Origin of the sequence: Emticicia agri (assembly GCF_004168285.1) — a bacterium.
Classification (GTDB): Bacteria; Bacteroidota; Bacteroidia; order Cytophagales; family Spirosomataceae; genus Emticicia; species Emticicia agri.
Genome location: NZ_SEWF01000009.1, coordinates 1 through 20755, shown reverse-complemented (window position 1 = coordinate 20755; position 20755 = coordinate 1). Strand labels below are relative to the sequence as shown.

15 protein-coding genes are annotated in these 20755 nt (G+C 38.6%); 7 read left to right on the top strand and 8 right to left on the bottom strand.

The features are described 5' to 3' along the window. Nucleotides 1-76: 76 nt before the first annotated feature. The 4 genes from ruvA to EWM59_RS07780 all read left to right on the top strand — a co-directional run bounded on the left by ruvA (nucleotide 77) and on the right by EWM59_RS07780 (nucleotide 9744). On the top strand, nucleotides 77-670 hold the full coding sequence (gene ruvA, locus EWM59_RS07795) for a Holliday junction branch migration protein RuvA (RefSeq protein ID WP_130020395.1): 594 nt from the start codon (nucleotides 77-79) through the stop codon (nucleotides 668-670). A gap of 211 nt (nucleotides 671-881) precedes the next feature. After that, entirely contained in the window at nucleotides 882-8150 is a 7269-nt protein-coding gene (sov, locus tag EWM59_RS07790) for a T9SS outer membrane translocon Sov/SprA (RefSeq protein WP_130020394.1), read from the top strand. A 75-nt stretch (nucleotides 8151-8225) separates the two neighbouring features. Then, nucleotides 8226-8942, top strand: a complete 717-nt coding sequence (locus EWM59_RS07785) for an SDR family NAD(P)-dependent oxidoreductase (RefSeq protein ID WP_207219955.1) — start codon at nucleotides 8226-8228, stop codon at nucleotides 8940-8942. A 1-nt stretch (nucleotide 8943) separates the two neighbouring features. Continuing rightward, nucleotides 8944-9744, top strand: coding sequence for a hypothetical protein (locus EWM59_RS07780; protein WP_130020392.1), 801 nt, complete (start codon nucleotides 8944-8946; stop codon nucleotides 9742-9744). A gap of 3 nt (nucleotides 9745-9747) precedes the next feature. On the opposite strand, the gene EWM59_RS07775 is transcribed toward EWM59_RS07780, so the two are convergent. The 8 genes from EWM59_RS07775 to gcvH all read right to left on the bottom strand — a co-directional run bounded on the left by EWM59_RS07775 (nucleotide 9748) and on the right by gcvH (nucleotide 16164). Next, entirely contained in the window at nucleotides 9748-10434 is a 687-nt protein-coding gene (locus EWM59_RS07775) for a 2-C-methyl-D-erythritol 4-phosphate cytidylyltransferase (RefSeq protein WP_130020391.1), read from the bottom strand. An 86-nt stretch (nucleotides 10435-10520) separates the two neighbouring features. Next, nucleotides 10521-11573, bottom strand: coding sequence for a tRNA preQ1(34) S-adenosylmethionine ribosyltransferase-isomerase QueA (queA, locus tag EWM59_RS07770; RefSeq protein ID WP_130020390.1), 1053 nt, complete (start codon nucleotides 11571-11573; stop codon nucleotides 10521-10523). Nucleotides 11574-11768: 195 nt separating this feature from the next. Continuing rightward, entirely contained in the window at nucleotides 11769-12557 is a 789-nt protein-coding gene (locus EWM59_RS07765; RefSeq protein ID WP_130020389.1) for a PhzF family protein, read from the bottom strand. Nucleotides 12558-12571: 14 nt separating this feature from the next. Continuing rightward, nucleotides 12572-13294: a gliding motility-associated ABC transporter permease subunit GldF gene (gldF, locus tag EWM59_RS07760; RefSeq protein ID WP_130020388.1), complete on the bottom strand. Its 723-nt coding sequence runs from the start codon at nucleotides 13292-13294 to the stop codon at nucleotides 12572-12574. A 3-nt stretch (nucleotides 13295-13297) separates the two neighbouring features. Further along, a complete protein-coding gene (locus tag EWM59_RS07755; RefSeq protein WP_130020387.1) occupies nucleotides 13298-13813 on the bottom strand; it encodes a DUF4199 domain-containing protein in 516 nt (171 codons plus the stop codon). A gap of 49 nt (nucleotides 13814-13862) precedes the next feature. Further along, nucleotides 13863-14393, bottom strand: coding sequence for a DUF4199 domain-containing protein (locus EWM59_RS07750; RefSeq protein WP_130020386.1), 531 nt, complete (start codon nucleotides 14391-14393; stop codon nucleotides 13863-13865). A gap of 27 nt (nucleotides 14394-14420) precedes the next feature. After that, nucleotides 14421-15701: a dihydroorotase gene (locus EWM59_RS07745; RefSeq protein ID WP_130020385.1), complete on the bottom strand. Its 1281-nt coding sequence runs from the start codon at nucleotides 15699-15701 to the stop codon at nucleotides 14421-14423. Nucleotides 15702-15786: 85 nt separating this feature from the next. After that, nucleotides 15787-16164 carry a glycine cleavage system protein GcvH gene (gene gcvH, locus EWM59_RS07740; protein ID WP_130020384.1) on the bottom strand — a complete coding sequence of 126 codons (378 nt, stop codon included), beginning with the start codon at nucleotides 16162-16164 and terminating at the stop codon, nucleotides 15787-15789. 488 nt (nucleotides 16165-16652) lie between these two features. Between gcvH and EWM59_RS07735 the strand changes: the two genes are divergently transcribed. The 3 genes from EWM59_RS07735 to EWM59_RS07725 all read left to right on the top strand — a co-directional run. Further along, nucleotides 16653-18929, top strand: coding sequence for an efflux RND transporter permease subunit (locus EWM59_RS07735; RefSeq protein ID WP_229239311.1), 2277 nt, complete (start codon nucleotides 16653-16655; stop codon nucleotides 18927-18929). Nucleotides 18930-18960: 31 nt separating this feature from the next. Continuing rightward, entirely contained in the window at nucleotides 18961-19377 is a 417-nt protein-coding gene (gene ybeY, locus EWM59_RS07730; protein WP_130020382.1) for an rRNA maturation RNase YbeY, read from the top strand. Between the two features lie 140 nt (nucleotides 19378-19517). Continuing rightward, nucleotides 19518-20755 (top strand): C1 family peptidase (locus EWM59_RS07725; RefSeq protein WP_130020381.1); only part of this gene is annotated, 1238 nt, incomplete at its 3' end.

Genomic DNA, 20755 nt, shown 5'->3' with positions numbered 1-20755 from the left:
TTTTATTTCTTTACATTAGCAAACGTTTCACTAATCAATAAAACCAATTACAGATAACCCGAATCTGTAAATTCTTATGATTGCTTATCTTGACGGTAAACTGGCCTACAAAGACCCAACCTATGTAATTATTGATGTTTCTGGCGTAGGTTATCAGGTAAAAATTTCTCTTCAGACTTATGCCGCCCTTCATAATACAGGTGAGAGATGTAAGTTGCATACTTTACTGATAGTAAGGGAAGATTCTCATACGCTTTTTGGTTTTTTTGAAGGCGCTGAAAAAGAACTGTTTGAAGACTTAATCAGTGTGTCGGGTATAGGCCCGAGTACTGCTATGGTTATGCTTTCATCGTTGTCATCAGGCGAAATTAAACAGGCTATTGTTTCAGATGATGTACGCACTATTCAGAGTATTAAGGGCATCGGGCTTAAAACAGCACAGCGGGCTATTATTGAACTAAAGGACAAACTCAAAAAAGAATCTCTATTGGGTGGCGTTACTCCCAATATTTTTGCTCCGGCTAATGCTGCATTACGCAACGAGGCACTTACGGCTCTCGTTACCCTGGGTATTCAGCGGGTGGCAGCAGAGAAAAGTATAGATACCATTCTGAAACGTGAAGGCAATGAAATTACGCTTGAACAATTGATTAAACTGGCGTTGAGATAAATTGTAATTATTAAAGAAGCATAAACAGATTGTTGGATTTTAATTGCAAAAATCCAAGATTTGCCTTGGTATCAAATGAATACTTAATCAATCAGTTATTCGTATTAAACCATTAAATAAAAAGCATACAATTTTTCGTATTTCTTACAGACTATTGGCAAGATATTAGTCGTTAAGTGTTAAAGTACCTATTGATACTCCCTAAAATTTTATGTTCGGACAGCTATTTGTAAAAAATTATACATTATTTTTTATTTTAATTTTCAGCTTTGGATTGCTCAGTGAGAATGCGGACGCTCAATTATTAGGCAGAAAAAAGAACAACACAACTAAGGCTGATACTACCCGCACCGATTCTTTAGCAGTTCCGGAAAAAGATACTATCATTGCCCGCACAGGCCGTGAACCCTCCTACCGTTGGCAAGATCGTTATCTTAATCGATATGCCAACGCAGTGCCACAGTCTCCTTTTTATTTAAAAGACCCGAATGCTATTACTACCGACTTTAGTCTTTCTCCTACTTCAAGCGATATTTCAATTACAGAAAAGGCAGGTAAAACACTCGATTACAAAATACCTCAGGCTTTAACATTCAATGAATATTCAAGTATTCAGAGTGCGTATGTAAGAAAAAGCATTCTGAGGGAATATGAAGAATTACAGGATGGTAAGAGTGCCACTACAGAAAAAGGATTGAAACCTTTATTGCAGAAAAATCCGATTGTTGATAGAATTTTCGGAGGCAATATGATTGATAAACTGAAGCCCAATGGTTTTGTTACGCTTGATTTCAGGCTGATTCATCAGTTTATTGATAATCCTCTCTTACCTATCATTCAAAGGCGGCAGACATTGTTCAATTTTGACGAACAGATTAACATCAATTTCAACGGGCAGATTGGTGAGAAGTTGGGTATGCTGACTAATTTAGATACCAAAGCGGCTTTTAATTTTGAAAACCAGTTAAAACTGAATTTTAAAAATCAACCGGAAGACATTCTGCAAAAAGTTGAAGCGGGTAATATCAGTATGCCTGTTAAAAGCCAGTTGATACCAGGCGTACAAAACCTGTTTGGTTTAAAGGCCGGATTCAAATTAGGTAAATTAGATATTACGCAAGTAGTAGCTCAACAACGCTCCAAAACTGAGTCAATTGTACTGAATGGTGGTACACAAAGCCGTACTTTTGAAATCAGAGTTGATAATTATGAAGAAAACCGACATTTCTTTCTCGCTCAGTTTTTCAGAAGCAATTATGAAAGAGCCTTGCGAAATCTACCATTGGTATTATCGGGTGTAAAAATCACCCGTCTTGAGGTTTATGTAACCAATCGTACCAATACCGTAGAGTCTATGAGAAATCTCATCGCTTTTACTGATTTAGGTGATTTAAAAACAGGTAATACGTATGCTCCAGTAAGAAATGAAGCTACTACGCTCTATAGCAGTCTTAATAATAATCAGAGTTTCAGACGTATTGACTCTACCACCTCATCAGCCGCTTTGGCTTCATTAAATCTGAAAAAAGGGATTGATTATGAAATCCTGCGAGGTGCCAAACGTCTGACAGAACGTGAGTTTAAATTTAACTCCGAATTAGGTTATATCTCCTTAATTACCCCACTTCGTAACGATGAAATTCTGGCAGTTGCTTATGAATATACCTACAACGGGCAGAATTATAAAGTGGGTGAGCTAACAGAAGACTATTCAATTCGTCCGGAGAATGAAGCAATTATGCTGAAATTGCTTAAATCTTCTACTATCCGTAATCGTACCAATGCCCCTATGTGGGATTTGATGATGAAAAACATCTATTCGTTGGGCGTGCCGGGCGTAGGAAAACAAGGGTTTCAGTTAAGAGTTATTTATAAAGACGACCGTACAGGTATCGATAACCCCAACTTACAGGAAGGAAGAACCTTGAAAGATGTACCTTTGGTAAGGGTCATGAATCTCGATAATCTGAACCCGAATAATGACCCTCAACCCGGTGGCGATGGGAATTTTGACTTTATAGAAGACATCACCATCGATGCCAAACTCGGAAAACTTATTTTCCCGGTACTTGAACCATTCGGTTCCCATTTAGCTTCCAAATTTGGTACAGACGAGCAGATACTCAAAGATAAATACGTATTCAATGAATTATACCGGACTACCTTGGCAGATGCCCAACAGGTAACTACCAAAAATAAGTTTTTTATCAGAGGTAGTTTGCAAGCCAGTAATTCATCTGAAATTATGCTACCATTAGGCGCATCAGGCCAGTCAGTCAGAATTTTTGCAGGTGGAGTACAGTTATCGGAAGGAGCCGATTATATCATTGACACACAATTAGGGAAAATCAAAATTATTAATCAGAGTGTGCTTAACTCAGCCCGTCAGATTAGAATTGAGTGGGAACGCCCCGATTTGTTTAACACGCAAATCAGAATGATGTTGGGAACAAGGTTAGACTATAACCTGAGCAAAGATATTCATATTGGTGCTACTGCCATGACCCTGCGAGAAAGTACTCCGGCATTTATGACCCGTATTGCCATCGGGCAGGAGCCTGTTAATAATACGATTGTCGGGTTGGATGTAAACTACCGCAAAGATGCCAGATTCCTGACACGAATGTTAGATGCACTTCCGTTGCTACAAACCAAAGAAATGTCATCAATCCAGTTTACTGCCGAGTATGCCAAACTTTTTCCTTCGGTAAATAACAAGCGTATAAATGGCAATGCCATGATTGATGATTTTGAAGCTACCCGGAACATTAACGACCTTACCCGTCAGCCAAACAGATGGCGCCCGGGTAGTGCTCCTGAATCTTTCCGTGGAACGGGTATAGGATACGATTACAATTTCAGAAGAGCTAAAATGTCGGTTTATACGGTTGACCAGACTACTTACTTTGATGGTGGGTTCGGTGGTGGCGAAGGGAATGTATTACCGCCGGAAGTACAGGAAGCAGCCAATAATAACCTGTACGAAAGAGCATTCAGCCCATTACAGATATTTCCCGGTCGTTCGATTCCTACTTTCAGCGAATCAGTCCCTGTCAATGTATTAGATGTGTCTTACTTCCCATCAGAAAGAGGGATGTATAACTATAACCCTAACCTGACCAATGATGGATATTTGAATAATAACCCGAGGCAAAACTTTGGTTCGATTATGCGCGGTATTACAGCCGATAATGATTTTGATAATGCCAATACCGAATACCTTACTTTCTGGATGCTTGACCCGTTTAAAGACGTGGTAAGAGACGGCTCTCCAAATGGGAATAAAGCTAACACCACCGGTGGTAAACTAAGATTCCAGTTAGGTGATATTTCAGAAGATTTTATCCCTGATGGCAGAAATAGTTTTGAAAATGGTCTTCCTGCCAATGAAGCAGTATCTGACCAGTCGAAACCAGACCAGACACAGTGGGGTTTGGTACCCAAAATACAGTTCATGACCGATGCTTTTGATAACCAGCCGGGCTCAAGAGAAAAGCAAGATGTAGGTTTGGACGGATTGAACAACGAGCAGGAAAGAAATTTCCCACACATCAAAAGATTTCTTGAAACAATTAGCCCAGCTGCAAGAACAAATGCAGAAAGAGACCCATCAGCCGATGATTTTAAATTCTTTACAGACCCCAGTTTTACCTCATCACAATCATTAGTTGAGCGTTTTAAAAACTATCTCGGTGTCGAAAATAACTCTCCGCAAAGTAATACCAGTTCAACCACCAGCCCTACACTGGCTAACTCGGTAACGCCTGATAAAGAAGACATTAATGCTGATAATACTATTAACGATGTAGAGAACTATTATGAGTATGAAATAGATTTACAACCAAACCGACTGGGAGTCGGCAATGGTTTTATAGTTGACCAGGTTACAGTTCCCGGTACACAAGCTACGTGGTATTTATTCCGTGTGCCTGTCAAACAGTTTACCCGTAAATTCGGTGATATTAATGGTTTCAAATCCATTCGTTTCATGCGTATGGTGCTGACCGAGTTCCAGCAGCCGGTTGTTTTGCGTTTTGCTTCACTCCAATTAGAATCGAACCAATACCGTATTTATGACAAAAGCCTGACACAAACCGGACTAACCGAAGTACCTGAGCCGTATGATGCCAAATTCAAAATGGGTGTGGTGAGTATAGAAGAAAACGGTTGCGCAGACGACGGTCAGAACTGTAATATCAAAGAAGGCAAAACCCCTTATAAAGTCCCTCCGGGATTCATCAGAGATCAGGATATTACCCAACAGCAATTCAACGTAAAATTCAACGAGCAATCCATGTCATTGGCAGTTACTAACCTGCGTGATGGCGATTCAAGAGGTGTTTTCCGCAACACACGGGTAGATATGATCAATTACAAGCGATTAAGATTATTTATCCATGCCGAAAATGAAGCGAATGATGAGAGAACTGTAGGGGGTGCATTTATCAGAATCGGCACCGATTTGAGCCAGCACTACTATGAAATTGAAATTCCGCAGTTAAAACTTACGCCGAATGGCTCAATAGATGAAAATGTAATCTGGCCTAAAGAGAACTTTATAGATGTTGCCCTGCAAGACCTTGTGGCGCTGAAAGGCGAAAGGAATCGCAAGGCTGTGAATATAACAGTTCCTTATTCGGGTACTGCCGTTGGTACTATGGAAGACGGAACCGATGGAAACAACTATAAGATAACAGTATTGGGGAATCCTGATTTAAGTGCGGTACTTACCGTTATGTTAGGGCTACGAAATCCTAAATCTCCTGATGAGCAACCCAATACTTATACGGTTTGGTTAGACGAATTCAGAGCCTATGGATTTGACCAGACATCAGGCGATGCGGGGCTTTTGGCAGCCAATATCAAACTGGCAGATATTGCCACAGTAGCCATAAATGCCAACCTGAAAACTTTTGGCTTTGGCGGAGTTCAGGACAAAATATCTGAAAGAGCCCGTGAGACAGGCAAAGGAATCGGCGTAGCTTCTAATATTGAGTTAGACAAGTTTTTCCCTGAAAACTGGGGGCTGAAAATTCCTTTCTTTGTCAACTTTGACCAGCAGACAGTTACGCCACACTTTAATCCGCTTGACCCGGATATGCCGCTTGAAAATGCACTCAATAATATTGAAGACCCCATCAGGCGAGAGGCTTACAGGCGCATGGTAATTGATAACAGCATACGCAAAGGGTTCAACTTCTCCAATGTCAGAAAAATAAAAACCAAGGAAGGCGCATTGCCGCATTTTTATGATATTGAAAACTTTTCGTTTACTTATGCACAGAATAATGTAAACCGCAGTAATATATTGATTGATGATTATTCACTCAATCAGTATAAAGGTGGCTTTACGTATCAATATCAACCCAAGCAAGTTATCTGGGAACCATTCAAGAACAACAAAAGTCTGGAGCGGCCATTTTTATATTGGCTCAAAGACTTCAATCTGTCACCGATACCGACAGTAATGGCATTCAGAACCGACTTTGATAAAAGTTTTGCCCGAACATTGTTAAGAAATTCAGATTTAACCACCGAAGGAGTTCTCCCCTATTTTGAGAAATATTTCTTAATGAACCGTCAGTACGACTTGCAATGGAACCTGACAAAAAGCATTCTGTTCAATTATACTGCCACTATGAATGCCATAGTTGATGAGCCTTATGGCGATATTAATACAGAAGACAAAGCAAAAGACCTTCGGAGAAATATCCTTAGTCTGGGTAGAGCGAAGAACTTCAATCAGGAAATGCGCTTTACCTATCGTTTGCCTTTAGATAAGTTTTTCTTGCTCGACTGGATTACGGCTGATGCTAAATATAACAACAATTTTGGGTATCAGGCCATTGCGTTGAATATCATGGACGAAGACTCAATTCCGTTTGGTAATACCATCAGAAACGGAAGAGACAGAGGTATCAGAGGGAAAATTGACTTTATAAAGTTATACAATAAAGTAAAGTACCTGAAATTTGCCAATAGTCCGAACGCTGAAAAGAAGAGATTTACCCGTAATCCGGGCGATGATGAAAATATTGAAATTCCCCCAAGTAATATTGCCAAAGCATTTACGAGATTCCTGATGGCTGTTCGAGGTATAGATTATGATTATTCTATTGTAGAAACAACCATTCTGCCCGGCTTTATGCCCTCTCCTAAGTTTTTTGGTCTGAGTCCTGAAGGTGCACCCGGGCTGGGTTTTGTGTTGGGTAACCAATATACAACCGAGGGTGATTTTAAACGGGTCAATGGTAACTTTCAGGAATATGCAGCAGCCAAGGGCTGGTTATCCAAGACAAAGGTTCAGACACAGCCGTTTGTACAAACCAAACAGAAAAAATTCAGCTACCGGACAACTATTGAGCCATTCAAGGATTTCAGGATGCAGATCAGTGGTAACTTTAGCAGAGGCGATAGTTATCAGGAATATTATCTCGTTGATTCGCTCGGCAGATACACCAGTTCAAGCCCGGTCAGAAATGGTAATTTCAGTACTTCATTCTGGTCGTTCAGAACTTTCTTTGCCCGAATGGACAAAGAGGATATCAAGAACAATTATCATTATGATATTTTTGAGAAAATGCGTGAGTATCGTCAGTTTTTTGTCAATAAGCTCACGGCCATGAATCCGAATAAAGAAGGGGTATATGATAAAAATTCTCAGGATGTGCTTGTACCGGCTTTTATTGCAGCGTATAGCGGCAAAGGAACCAGTTTAGACCTGAATAAATTCCCATTTTCAAAGAGCTTCCGTTTCCCGATGCCTAACTGGCGGATAGATTACAGTGGATTAGCTAATTTAGCACCATTCAACAAGATGTTCAGTTCAATCTCTATCAGCCATAGTTATACTTCAACCTATAGCGTTGGTAATTTTACCTCGTCATTAGATTATGGTGAAGCAATGGTTAATCTGATGATGCAGGGCTATCCTATAGCCAATTTAAGAAATAACCAGGCGCAGTTTATTCCGGTATTTGTGATGAGTACCATCACCTTAGAAGAAAAGTTCCAGCCTTTTATTGGGGTTCAGTTTACGACCAAAAGCAAAATTACTGGTAGATTTGACTGGAACAGAGAGCGCAGAGCAGGCTTAAACTTATCTAACTCTCAGGTAGCCGAATATAGCAGTTCTGACTTTGTATTTAATTTTGGTTTTAAGAAAAGTGGCGTAAAACTCCCCTTAAGAGGTCGTGATGGTAAAGTAATTACGCTTAAAAATGATTTGAATTTACAGTTTGCCTTTACTATTCGTGATGTAAAAGCCATTCAGCGACGTCTGGATGGAGACCCACAACCCACACAAGGGAATTATAACCTGCAATGGGGGCCAAGAATTACCTATCAGGTCAACAAAAGAGTATTGTTGAATTTCTATGTTGACCACATGAACAATACACCGTTTGTAACCAACTTCTCGTATCCGAGAAAAACCACCACCGGAGGTATCAACGTAAGATTCAGTTTATCAGATCAATAAGGTTTAAATTATTCCTTATATTAGAGGGTTAATGCAACAATGTGTTAACCCTCTGTTTTTTATCTCATTCAACTGATGAAAATTATTATTATAGGCGCTACCACAGGTATTGGTAAAGCCCTGGCTGAACTATACATCAGCCAAGGCCACGAAGTAACTGTTACCGGTAGAAGAACTGAACTTTTAGGAGAAATACAAAGATTATATCCTGATAAGAAAATACATACGAGTGCAATGGACGTAGCCGATATTGACAATGCGAGAAGAATTATACAGGACTTGGCAGATAAAAACGGAGGTTTCGACAAAGTTATCATCAATGCGGGTGTTGGCTTCGGAAAAGCAAGTTTTGAAGAAGAAATAAAAACCATTGACATTAATGTAAGAGGGTTTGTAGCCATTGCTCAATGGGCTTATCAGTATTTTAAAAGCAAGGGCGGTGGGCATATCATAGGTATCTCATCATTAGCTGCTTTGAAAGGTAGCGCCTATGCACCCGAATATCATGCCTCAAAAGCCTTTATTTCCAACTATATGCAGGGGCTCAGATTAAGGTCTGCCAAATATATACATCACATTCCGATTACAGATATTCGCCCCGGCTTTGTGGACACCGAAATGACCAAACAAAATAAAGGAATGTTCTGGGTAGCGACACCTGAAAAAGCCGCACAACAGATTGCCGATGCCATTGAGGCTAAAAAAAATGTGGCGTATATTACGAAAAGGTATTTTTTATTGGCAATTTTGATGAAATTATCTCCCGAATGGGTTTTCAAAAAAATTTTCTGATATGAAAAGCAGACTATTACCGTTTATTCTTCTGATTATACTCTCTTCGTGTCGGAAAAATGAAGAGATAGACACTTGTCGGTTGGAGAAATTTGTTCAGGAAAACCCCCTCAGTAAGAGTTTTCATTATGATTATCTGACACTGAAAGACGGCAGAATAGAAAAACTATTTAGTTTTGATATTACTGTCAATAAAGACACGCTTAACAAAGCCATCGTTTTTTTTGAATACAACTCAAACGGTCAGGTAAAAGCCGCAAGAGATGAAGCCAATCCCGCAAGAATCAAAAGATACGATGCCAGTTTTGACAACAAAGGCAATGCTACGAGAATTGTGCAGACAGTCAATGGAGGTATCGAAGACGAAGTTGAAGTAAAATATGACGACAGAAACCGACCCATTGAGATTATAAGCCGATATTTGTTAGGGGTAAACAGAAGCATTGAGTATGACAAGCAGGGTAATCCTTCTTATATCTATAGGTCTGACTTAGGCACTAATCCAACTATAACTTTACATACTTTTGACGATAAACGCAATTTCTTTGAAGGCGTGCAAGCCATTAAATTTTACTGGATTATCCGCCCGCTTAATACATTCCTCCCTTATGGCGACCATAATATTGTTTCTTCTAAAATTTATCAATTTGACCGGACTGAATTTAAAGAAGCGGAGAATCTTAGAACCAGAAGAGAACTGACCTATAATGAAAAAGGATTCCCTGAAACAATAAAAATCTTGCGGGAAGATTTGTCAAGTACGGTTACCAATATTTCAACTTTCGCTTACAATTGCCAGTAAAGTCTATTTGTTTTTCAAGAGAGCTTCGGCTATAATGAGGTCTTCAGACGTAGTTACTTTTATATTTTCGTAAGACCCATCAATCAGATTGATGGTATATCCTGCAAATTCAAGTACGCTGGCACAGTCAGTAAAAAAACCTTGTTCTTCTACGTTAAACGCCTTTTTTATGATGTCTGAACGAAAGGTTTGAGGGGTTTGCATCAACCGGAATCTGGTTCTTTCCACCGCATGATTCTGCTGGTTCTCTCCTACCTCACGAATTGAATCTTTTAGCTGAACACTGGTTACGGCATTGCCCATTTGCTCTGCCACTTTATACGACCGCTCAATTATTTCTTTGCTCACCAGAGGTCTTACCCCATCATGCACGGCTACGAGGCTATTTTCTTCCACATGGGCAAGTCCGTTTTTTACAGACAGAAACCTGCTCTTCCCACCTGTAACAATTGTAATAGATTGATGATAAGCAGTAGCAACAGATTGATTTGCTCCGATTTCCTGCCAGTAGGCAATGTCTTTTTCGGGCAATACCAAAATAATCTGAATGTTATCAATTTTCAGAAATTGCTCAATGGTATGTAATAAAATAGGTTTACCTGCCAAAGGAAGAAACTGTTTTGGCACCTCGCTACCCATCCGGCTACCGCTACCACCTGCAACCAACACTGCATATTTCTGTACTTCCATAAAATTGAAACAAGATTAGATTATAAACAAAACCGAGAAATGAAAACATTCATTTCCCGGTTTCTGAATAAAGATGATGCTATTTATCAGAGAATCAGCATTACATCACCGTATGTAAAGAATTTATATTTTTCTTTAATGGCTTCGTTGTAAGCATTCATGATTAATTCATAACCACCAAAAGCACAGGCCATCATGATAAGAATAGATTCTGGCAAATGGAAATTAGTTAATAAAGCATTTGTAATCTTAAATTCGTAAGGAGGAAAAATAAATTTATCGGTCCAGCCATTATCAATCGGTTTCAGATGATTGCTTGCCGAAACCGAAGATTCCAATGCTTTCAGCACTGTTGTTCCGATAGCACAGATTTTTCCTTCTTTATCAATTGAACTATTAACAATATCACAGGTTTTGGCAGGAATAAAGAAGTTTTCTGAGTCTGTCTTATGTTTAGTTAAATCTTCTACATCAACCTGACGGAAGGTTCCGATACCAATATGTAAGGTAACCGGGCAGAAGTTTACACCATTAATTTCCATACGGCGTTGCACATTTCTGGTAAAGTGCATTCCTGCGGTTGGTGCTGCCACTGCACCTTCTTTATCGGCAAAAATAGTCTGATATCTTTCTCTGTCCTGATCGGTTACTTTTCTTTTAATTACATCAATCGGTAGTGGAGTTTCACCCAATTCATGGATGGCTTTCATCATTTCTTCATGTGAACCATCAAATAAGAACCTGATGGTACGTCCACGTGAAGTAGTATTATCTATTACCTCTGCTACCAGGTCACTATCTCCAAAATACAATTTATTACCTACTCTGATTTTTCTTGCCGGGTCAACCAACACATCCCATAAACGCATTTCACGGTTGAGTTCACGTAACAAAAAAACTTCAATTTTTGCACCGGTTTTTTCCTTAGAACCATACAAGCGGGCAGGAAAAACCTTGGTATCATTTACTACTAAAGTATCGTTTTCTCCAAAATAGTCAACGATATCTTTAAACATTTTGTGTTCTATTTTTTTTGTTTTTCTATTTACCACCATCATACGAGCTCCGTCACGTTGTTCGTGAGGATACATGGCTACCAAGCTGTGAGGCAAATCAAATTTAAATTCTGAAAGTTTCATTTTATAGACTCCCCATTTCTGCCATAATCAAAGCAGAAAATTTTTGTGGTTTTCTTCATGTCTGGGGATGTTGTTTTTCCGTCATGAAGAAATATAGGTAAAAAAATATTAATTACCCCGTTTTTTTAGGTCGCAAAGGTAATAAATCGGTATAGGGGGTGTCAAGTGTTTTAGGAGAAATGTTTGAAAATGAGCTTAAACTGTAATTTTGCCCTTCATATAAACCTTGCCTTGTCCGGCAATTAATACCCTGTTGCCAAGTAATTCGCAATGTACGCTACCTTTTCTGGCAGAAATCTGTTCGGCATCAAATTTATTTTTACCTAATTTCTCAGCCCAGAGCGGTGCTAATTTAGTAAAGGCTGAACCTGTAACAGGGTCTTCGTCGATACCTGCCGCAGGAGCAAAAAACCGACAAACGAAATCTAATTTTTTTGACCTGGCTTTTGAGGTAACAATAGCACCACGCATCTCCACCTTTTTTAAAACACCGAAATCAGGAGAAATGTTTTCAATGTCATTCTGAGAGTCATAAACCAATAAATAATCTTCTCCGGCCTGATATACTTCCAAAGGTTTTTTACCTATACCCTCAACAAGCTCGTCAGGTGGGTCAGTTAGTGAAACATTTTGTACCGGAAAATCTAACTCTAATAATTTATCATATTTTTTCACTTTCAGAATCCCGCTTTTCGAGTCGAAACTGATGGTATCTGAGGGGTATTTAAGCAGATTGAAAACAACATAAGCCGCAGCTAAAGTAGCATGACCGCAAAGTGCAACTTCAACCGTCGGGGTAAACCAACGGATATGAAACCCATCAGGTTTTGGCACAAAAAAGGCTGTTTCAGACAGATTATTCTCTAACGCAATTTTTTGCATCAGAGCATCTGACAACCACTCTCTCAATGGAACAACAGCGGCAGGGTTACCGCCAAAAAGATTATTTGTAAAAGCATCAATCTGATAAATAGACAATTGCATAAGCAGGATGAATTCTAATTTTTCTTGGTTGATACCTGTATTTTCGTCAGATAAAACATCATGATAATGACACTCATAAAATAGACTAATGTCCGTGAGTCGATTAATCCCCTACCGATGGACTCATAATGATAACTTAAACCTATATAGTCAATCAGGTATTGAGTGGTGCCATTGAATAACTGTGCCAGTTGATGAAAACCATCGTAAAAAATGAAACAAGCCAATGCACCGATAATAAACGCCACTACCTGATTATCGGTAAGCGAAGAAGCCCATATACCAATGGCAGCAAAAACACCCCCTAAAAAGAATAATCCCACATAAGAACCTATAATGGCTGAGGTATCTACATTTCCTTTCGGATTACCTAATTCATATACAGAATAATAATACAGGCATGTAGGTAACAGTGCCACGATAATGAGTATAAACGACGCAAAAAATTTACCCAGAATAATCTGCCAGTCAGTAAGCGGTTTTGTAAAAAGTAATTCAATAGTTCCGGATTTAAACTCTTCCGAAAACAATCGCATAGTGATTGAGGGTATCAGAAAAATGAAAATATAAGGAGCCAGTTGAAAAAAACTATTCAAATCGGCATAGCCGTAGTCAAGCACATTTCCTTCAAATACCCATGTAAATAAACCTGCCAGTACGAGAAAAACACCAATAACAATGTAGGCAACCAGTGAATGGAGAAAACTATTGAGTTCTTTTCTAAAAATTGTAAGCATGTATTAAAAATTCATTTCAGGTTTATCTTTCTTAAAAATCGCTGAAACTATTAACGACCAGATGAAGCCAAAAAATATATAACCTAATACTCCAAATATAAATATTAAACCGGGGCTTGCGAATTTACTTGCCATCTCCATAGCCTGTTCAACCTGTTCCGCTGTCATTCCCCTTGATTCCAGTTGCTCTCTTTGCATATCAGCTATCTGCTGAGGGATGGTTGTATCAATAAACATGATATAAACGAAAGAAAAAATAGAAGAGATTAATCCTGTTACAGCACTGGTTAAAGTACCTACACCTAAACCTTCGCCAAAGCTCAGAAAATTATTATTTAACGTTTTGTATTCTTTTATAGCAAAAACAATTGCCCCTAGCAAAAAAACGAAAGATATATACCCTAAAGTAGGGTTTTTATGTAAGCTTGTCATATATAATACTACCGTATAAATAATGACAACGACCGAGGCTATTACACCCCATTTAAGAGCAATACGAGCTGTTGACGGGTTTTCCATATTGTTGATTAGATTAAGGTAATTAAAGAGAAATAAATTTATCAAAATTTCATGAAACTGTATAGGTATGTCTTCTAAAAATCAGCGAAATGATAGTTACGGCAATGATACAAATCTGTTTTTTACCTAATTCGTCCAGAAATACATATCCTGGAGTAGGCACTTGCTTTGCCTGTTCAAGCAGGCTGGAGAACTCTTCCAGACCAAAATTTTTGATATGGCTATCTTTTATTTTCATAATCGCTTCCACATTCTCCTTTACCCAAAGCAGTATTGCTTCATTTCCGGCAAATTTCAGAAACACATAATAAAAGGTAGCTGTAATAAAAGCAGCAAAAAAATTAGTAAGAAACCCTACCGAAAAACCTTCAGTAAAAGTAAGCGTACCTAAGTTGGTTGCCCTGTAAGTCCAGATGGCAATTAAAATAAACAATATATTGATACCAAAGGCCGGTAGTTTATACCGACCAAAAGGACTTTTATGAATGCCATAAAACTGAATCAAGGCTACTATGATACAAATCAGCGCAGCAATGCTTCCGTAATATAGCGAATGTCTGACTATTTTATTTTTTAGCATACAATTCTTTTTTCAATCAATCTCAGGCTAAACTAACTGGTTTTTATTGATAACGCCAATTACCTTTCCTTTAAGTGTATGACCAATAAACGGGGTATTTTTAGACTTTGAGCGGATATGTTTTTCTGTAAATGTCCATTCTGTATCAGGATTAAACAGGGTCAGGTTCGCATTGGCTCCCTCCTGAATTGTTTCCTGCGGCAAGCGTAATAATCTGGCAGGATTTACTGTCAGTTTATTAATTAATGCTTCAATCGTTAGCTTGCTATAGGTATTGCCAACGGCAAAGGCAGTTTCCAGACCAATTATGCCAAAATCAGCCATATCAAACTCTAAATTTTTAGACTCCTCGTCCTGCGGATTATGGTCTGATACAATTACATCAATGGTACCATCTGCTAATCCCGCCTGTAAAGCATCTATATCTGCTTTTGTTCTGAAAGGCGGATTTACCTTCAGGTTTGTATCAAACTCCTTCAGGTCTGCATCGGTAAAGGCTAACTGATGGGCGGCTATATCACAGCTCACTGGCAATCCGTTAGCTTTGGCTTCTCTGATTAGTTCTACGGCTACTTTAGTAGAAATGGTAGAAAAATGCAGAGCCGAATCTCTGCTTTTGTCTGAAACCTGACTGAAAGCGTAAGCTAATAGTTTCAAATCACGCATGACCGTTAATTCTTCAGCCGTAGATGGCAAACCTTTCATCCCCAATAAGGTACTTTCAATCCCCTCATGCATCTGCCCGAAAAGCGTCAGGGTCGTTTCTTCCGGACGGTTCATCAGAAATCCATTGATTGGGTATAGGTATTGCAGGGTTTTCAATAAAATATCTGCATTCCATAACGGGTGTTCTCCATCTGTAAAAGCGATAGCTCCGGCATGGTGCAGGTCAAGCATTTCAGTAAAATCTTTGCCTTCGCCATTTTTGGTAACTGCTGCCGCAGGTAAAATATCAACTACCTGAGCTTTTGAGAAGATTTTAAAGTAAGCGATTGACTCTTTAGTTTGAACAATAGGCTTTGTATTAGGAAGTGTAACAATTCTGGTAAAACCACCTGCTGCTGCTGCCCTGCACAAAGAACTTAAATCTTCTTTCGATTCGTATCCGGGGTCTTTTGGCGATACCCGCATATCAATCCATCCCGTTGACACATGTAGGTTTTCACTATCTACTACTTTATCAGCCTTCACTTCTATTTTATCAGCTATCCGGCTGATTTTCCCCTCCTCTATCAATATATCTTTTATCTGACCATTATAATCAGATTTTTTGTCAATTATCTTTACAGATTTAAGCAAAATTTTCATTTTTCTATAAAAATTCAAAAAAAATGCCCTTCGCAGGGCATTTCTATTTAAAATATCTTCGATTCGAATATCATGACCTTATTGCTTAGATGATGTTCTGATACGCTGCTGCATCTAACAAGCTATCTATATCGCTTGGTTCAGCCACTTCCAATTTTATCAGCCAACCTTCGCCGTATGGGTCTGAATTCAATAATTCAGGATTATTGTTCAGTGCAGGATTAACTTCTATCACTTTCCCGGCTACAGGCAAAAACAAATCTGACACTGTTTTAACAGCCTCTACTGTTCCGAAAATATCATTTGCCCCAAGTGTTTGCCCTACTGTTTCTATTTCAACAAAAACAATATCGCCCAGTTCGCCTTGTGCAAAATCGGTAATTCCTACCAGCGCAATATTGCCACTTTCAATCTTAATCCATTCATGTTCGTTGGTATAGCGTAAATCCGAAGGAAAATTCATTTTTTGTGAAGGGGTTTATTATTTCGACCGCAAGTTAGTAGATTTGTTGGAAACTTGAAAAAATCCTAATGAAAAAATAAAATTACAGTCAGAGCCTGTTTAAATATTGTCTTTCTGACCGAAAAGAGCAGAATTTTCAGATAGACAAGAAGTATTTTGCAGACGTAGCCAGCAGCTACGACGAAAAAATACGACGCAGTATAGCTGAAAAAGATGCCTTTGCAGGTCGAAAGACAATATTTAAACAGGCTCTAATACTCATTTAAAATCGTTTATGCTTCTTACCCATTAAACTCACTCACCGTATAAAGGTAGCTCGTTAGTCGACAAATCTGGCATATCCATACATTTCTTCAAGGCTTTTCAGCAAAAAAAACTAATTTTGAAACTTCATTCCTACTAATAGTTAAACCCAAAGTATGTTCTGGTATAATATTTCGAAAATCATTTTAAAAAATCGTAGAAGCTGGCTTGTGTTTTTAACTTTCATGACAGTCTTAATGGGCTATATGGCATCAAAAATTCAGATGTCTTATGAACTGGCAAGAATCTTACCTCAAACAGATGAAAATTATAAGCTATACGAAGATTTTAAAAAACGTTTCGGAGAAGATGGTAACGTGATGGTAATTGCCATTGAATCAGATAAAATTTATGAGTTAACTGTTTTTAATCAATGGTACGACCTCGCCAAATCGGTAAAAGGCATTGAAGGCATAAAAAATGTGGTTTCAAATACCAATCTTTTTGAGATTGTCAGAAATGACAGCCTGATGAAATTTGACCTCAAGCCCATTGTCCCTCAAAAACCTACCAATCAGGCCGAAGTTGATTCAATCAGAAAAAAAATTGAGACTTTCCCATTTTACAGGGGTTTTGTTTATAGCAAAGAGGGCAATGCTCACCTTATGGCTGTTACCTTTGACCAGGCCAAGCTAAACAGCAAAGGCAGAATTACCATAACTAAAGAAATTGAAGCAGCAGCCCGTGCCTTTGGTCAGAAAAACGGTATTGACGTACACTTTTCAGGAATGCCTTTTATCCGGACTAATTTCATATCGAAAGTAACAGCCGAAATGGTAAAATTTATGATTTTAGCATTTTTGGTTACAATAGGCATTCTTTTTCTGTTTTTCCGCTCAATCCGTACGGCCTTGTTTACGGCACTTTTAGTGATGGTTTCGGTGGTATGGTCGGTAGGCATTATTGTTTTGTTAGGTTATAAAATCACTATCCTATTGGGTTTGATTCCCCCTTTAATAATAGTAATAGGCATACCTAATACCATTTTTCTGGTCAACAAATACCAGGAAGAGTTTCTGAAACATGGTGATAAAATGAGGGCTTTGTCGGTAGCTATAGAGAAAATCGGCAAAACTACTTTTTTAGCTAATGTTACTACTTCTATTGGTTTCTTTGTTTTTTACTTTACAGGAAGTCCATTGCTATTGGAGTTTGGTCTGGTGGCAGCTATCTGTATCATGGCAACCTGGGCAGTATCCTTAGCGCTGATTGCCATCTTATTAAGTTACAGTGCCCCACCAAGTGCCAAAAATGTGCGACATCTCGAAAATAAATATATTACCTCATTTCTATTGTTTGTCAATAATCTGGTACATACCCGCCGCACTGCCCTTTATATATTTATTGGTGTATTGGTAGCCATTTCTGCTTTTGGTATGGCAAGGCTGCATGCGATTGGTTATATAGTTGACGATTTACCGCAAAACGACCCTATTTATGCTGATTTGAAATTTATTGAAAAACATTTTCATGGCATTGTACCTTTTGAGGTTATAATTGATACCAAAAAAGAAAACGGCGTGCTGAATCCTCAGATTCTGAATAAAATTAAACTCATGCAAAGAGAATTTGCCAAATATAAAGAGTTTACGAATCCGGTTTCAGTGGTTGAGGCCATTAAGTTTGTTTATCAGGGTTATAGAGGAGGCGACGAAAAATACTATCAACTGCCCGGTGCATTGGAGTTGCAGAAATTAGCCAACTACGCCGGAAGCATCAGAGGCAACGAAAATTTGTTTGCCTCGTTTATTGATAGAACCAAACAATCTACCCGTATCAGTTTTCAATGTGCTGATGCCGGAACTGTCCGAATCAAAGAATTAGTAGATACGCTTCAACCTAAGATTGATACCATTTTTAACTATGACCGTGAAGCCGGAAAATGGCTACCTAAAGAAGCACAGATAGATGCCCGAATAACAGGCAATGGCGTGGTATTTATGAAGGGCAATAATTATCTGCTGAAAAATCTGGTCGAAAGCACGGCTTTAGCCATTTTGTTGGTTTGCGTGGTAATGGCAACCCAGTTTTTTGATGTAAGAATGATAGTAATATCAACGCTCCCAAGTATTATCCCACTAATTATTACTGCCGGAGTAATGGGCTATTTAGGTATTCCTTTAAAACCTACCACTACTTTGGTTTTCAGCATTGCGTTTGGTATATCCTCCGATGGCACCATTTACTTCCTGACTAAATATAAGGACGAAATTGTGAATAGAAACATGACCGTTTCACAAGCCATTACCGAAACTATCATGTACACAGGTATCAGTATGTTCTACACAGGCATCATTCTGTTTTTTGGTTTTGGAATCTTTATTGCTTCCAATTTTAAGGGTACTGTATTTTTAGGTACTTTAGTTTCCATTACGCTGCTCATGGGGATGATTTCAAATCTGGTATTGTTACCTGCCTTTCTGATGACCTTAGATAAGCGCAAACCGTTGATTAAAAGTTAATGATTTGAATAATCAGTAAAAAACACAGAAAATGATTAGTTTTCATTCGGAAGATATAGCCATAAAAATTCAACAAAAACTGAAGTTAAAAAACTGGCTTAAAAATGTAATTGCGCATGAGGGCTTTAGCTTAGGCGAAGTAAATTACATATTTTGTTCAGACGATTACCTGTTAAAAATCAATATTGAGTACCTCGACCACGATTACCTGACAGATATTATCACATTTGATAACTCGGAGGAAGAAAAACTGATTGAAGGAGACATTTTCATCAGCATAGACCGTGTTGCAGACAATGCCAGGACATTTGAGGTGAGTTTTGAGCATGAACTAAAACGTGTACTGGTACACGGCATACTCCACCTTTGCGGGTATTTTGATAAAACAGACGAACAGGAAAAACTCATGCGTTTCAAGGAAAACCATTACATCGCATTATTCAACTAAAAAATTTTCCTTTGGCTGTTTTCCTTTTATTTTACTTATTTTTTAATCCCCAAAATATAGGCGTTTCGTAACAAACTCTTATTTTTGAAATAATTTTAGTACCTATTATTAATCATAATTTAACCACTACTCTAAACTAAATGGAAAACAGAATCGGCGGCTACCGTGCCGGAGCAATACCTGCTCATGTAAAAAAGAAAAAAGCAGGCAAATTTGATAAACTCCCCTCTAAAGTTGATTTAAGAGACCACCTTACCGAAGTAGAAATGCAGGTAGGTAATAGCTGTGTAGCCAATGCTTTTGCAGGTGCGTATGAGTATCTTGCCAAAAGAACATTAGGAGACGCAAGCGATGTGAGTCGATTATATATTTATTACAATGCCCGCTATTTAGATGATTCACAAGACCAGGATTGTGGCTCAATTATGTACAATGCCATTGAAGGGTTGAAAGAATATGGTGCCTGTGCTGAGGATTTATGGCCTAATGATAAAACCATGATTTTGTATGAACCGGACCAATCTGCTTATGACCACGGAGCTAATTTTAAAATTGTAGATGCCGAATACATAGAATTAGACCTTAACCTCTGGAAAAACACTTTAGCCGAGGGTTACCCTATTGCCTTCTGTTTAAATACCTTCCAATCGTTTGATGAGGCCAACAGAAATAAAGGACGTGTGCCTATGCCACGCAAATCAGATAATGTAAGAGAAACTCACGGTTGGCATGCCATGTTATGCGTAGGCTACTCTGATCCTGACCGTATGTTTATTGTGCGTAATTCGTGGGGAAAAAACTGGGGCGACAAAGGCTATTGCTACATTCCATATGAGTATGTAATTCATAATCAATACAATGGCAACGATTCCTGGATTATCCAATCAGTAGAAAATCTGGATTTCAGTGATGGTGTCTGGGACGAGAGTGATGAATCAAATTTTGCAGTTGAGGGAATGACTTACATTAATGAATTCTGGATTAATGTAGAAGATACTGAAAAATTTGCCTTTAAATTAGAAAAACTCTGCCTTAAGTATGTAGAAAGTGAAGAAGATTTTTACTTCGATTACTATACAGAAGAGGACGAGGAAAGTGGCATTGAATATACATACATCAGTAATTTTGAGATTCTGACCGAAGATTCTGATGGGTTTGTAGAGGAACTTGACAAACTTTGCACCAAAAATGCCATAGACGAAGATTATAGCTTCACCTATGGAGATGAACCAGAGGAAGAGGAATCTGACGAGGAGGAGGAAGAAGAGGAAGAATATGACGAGGAGGAGGAAGAAGAAGAGGACGAGGAGGAAGAAGAAGAAGAAGAGTACGACGAGGAGGAGGAAGAAGAAGAGGACGAGGAGGAAGAAGAAGAAGA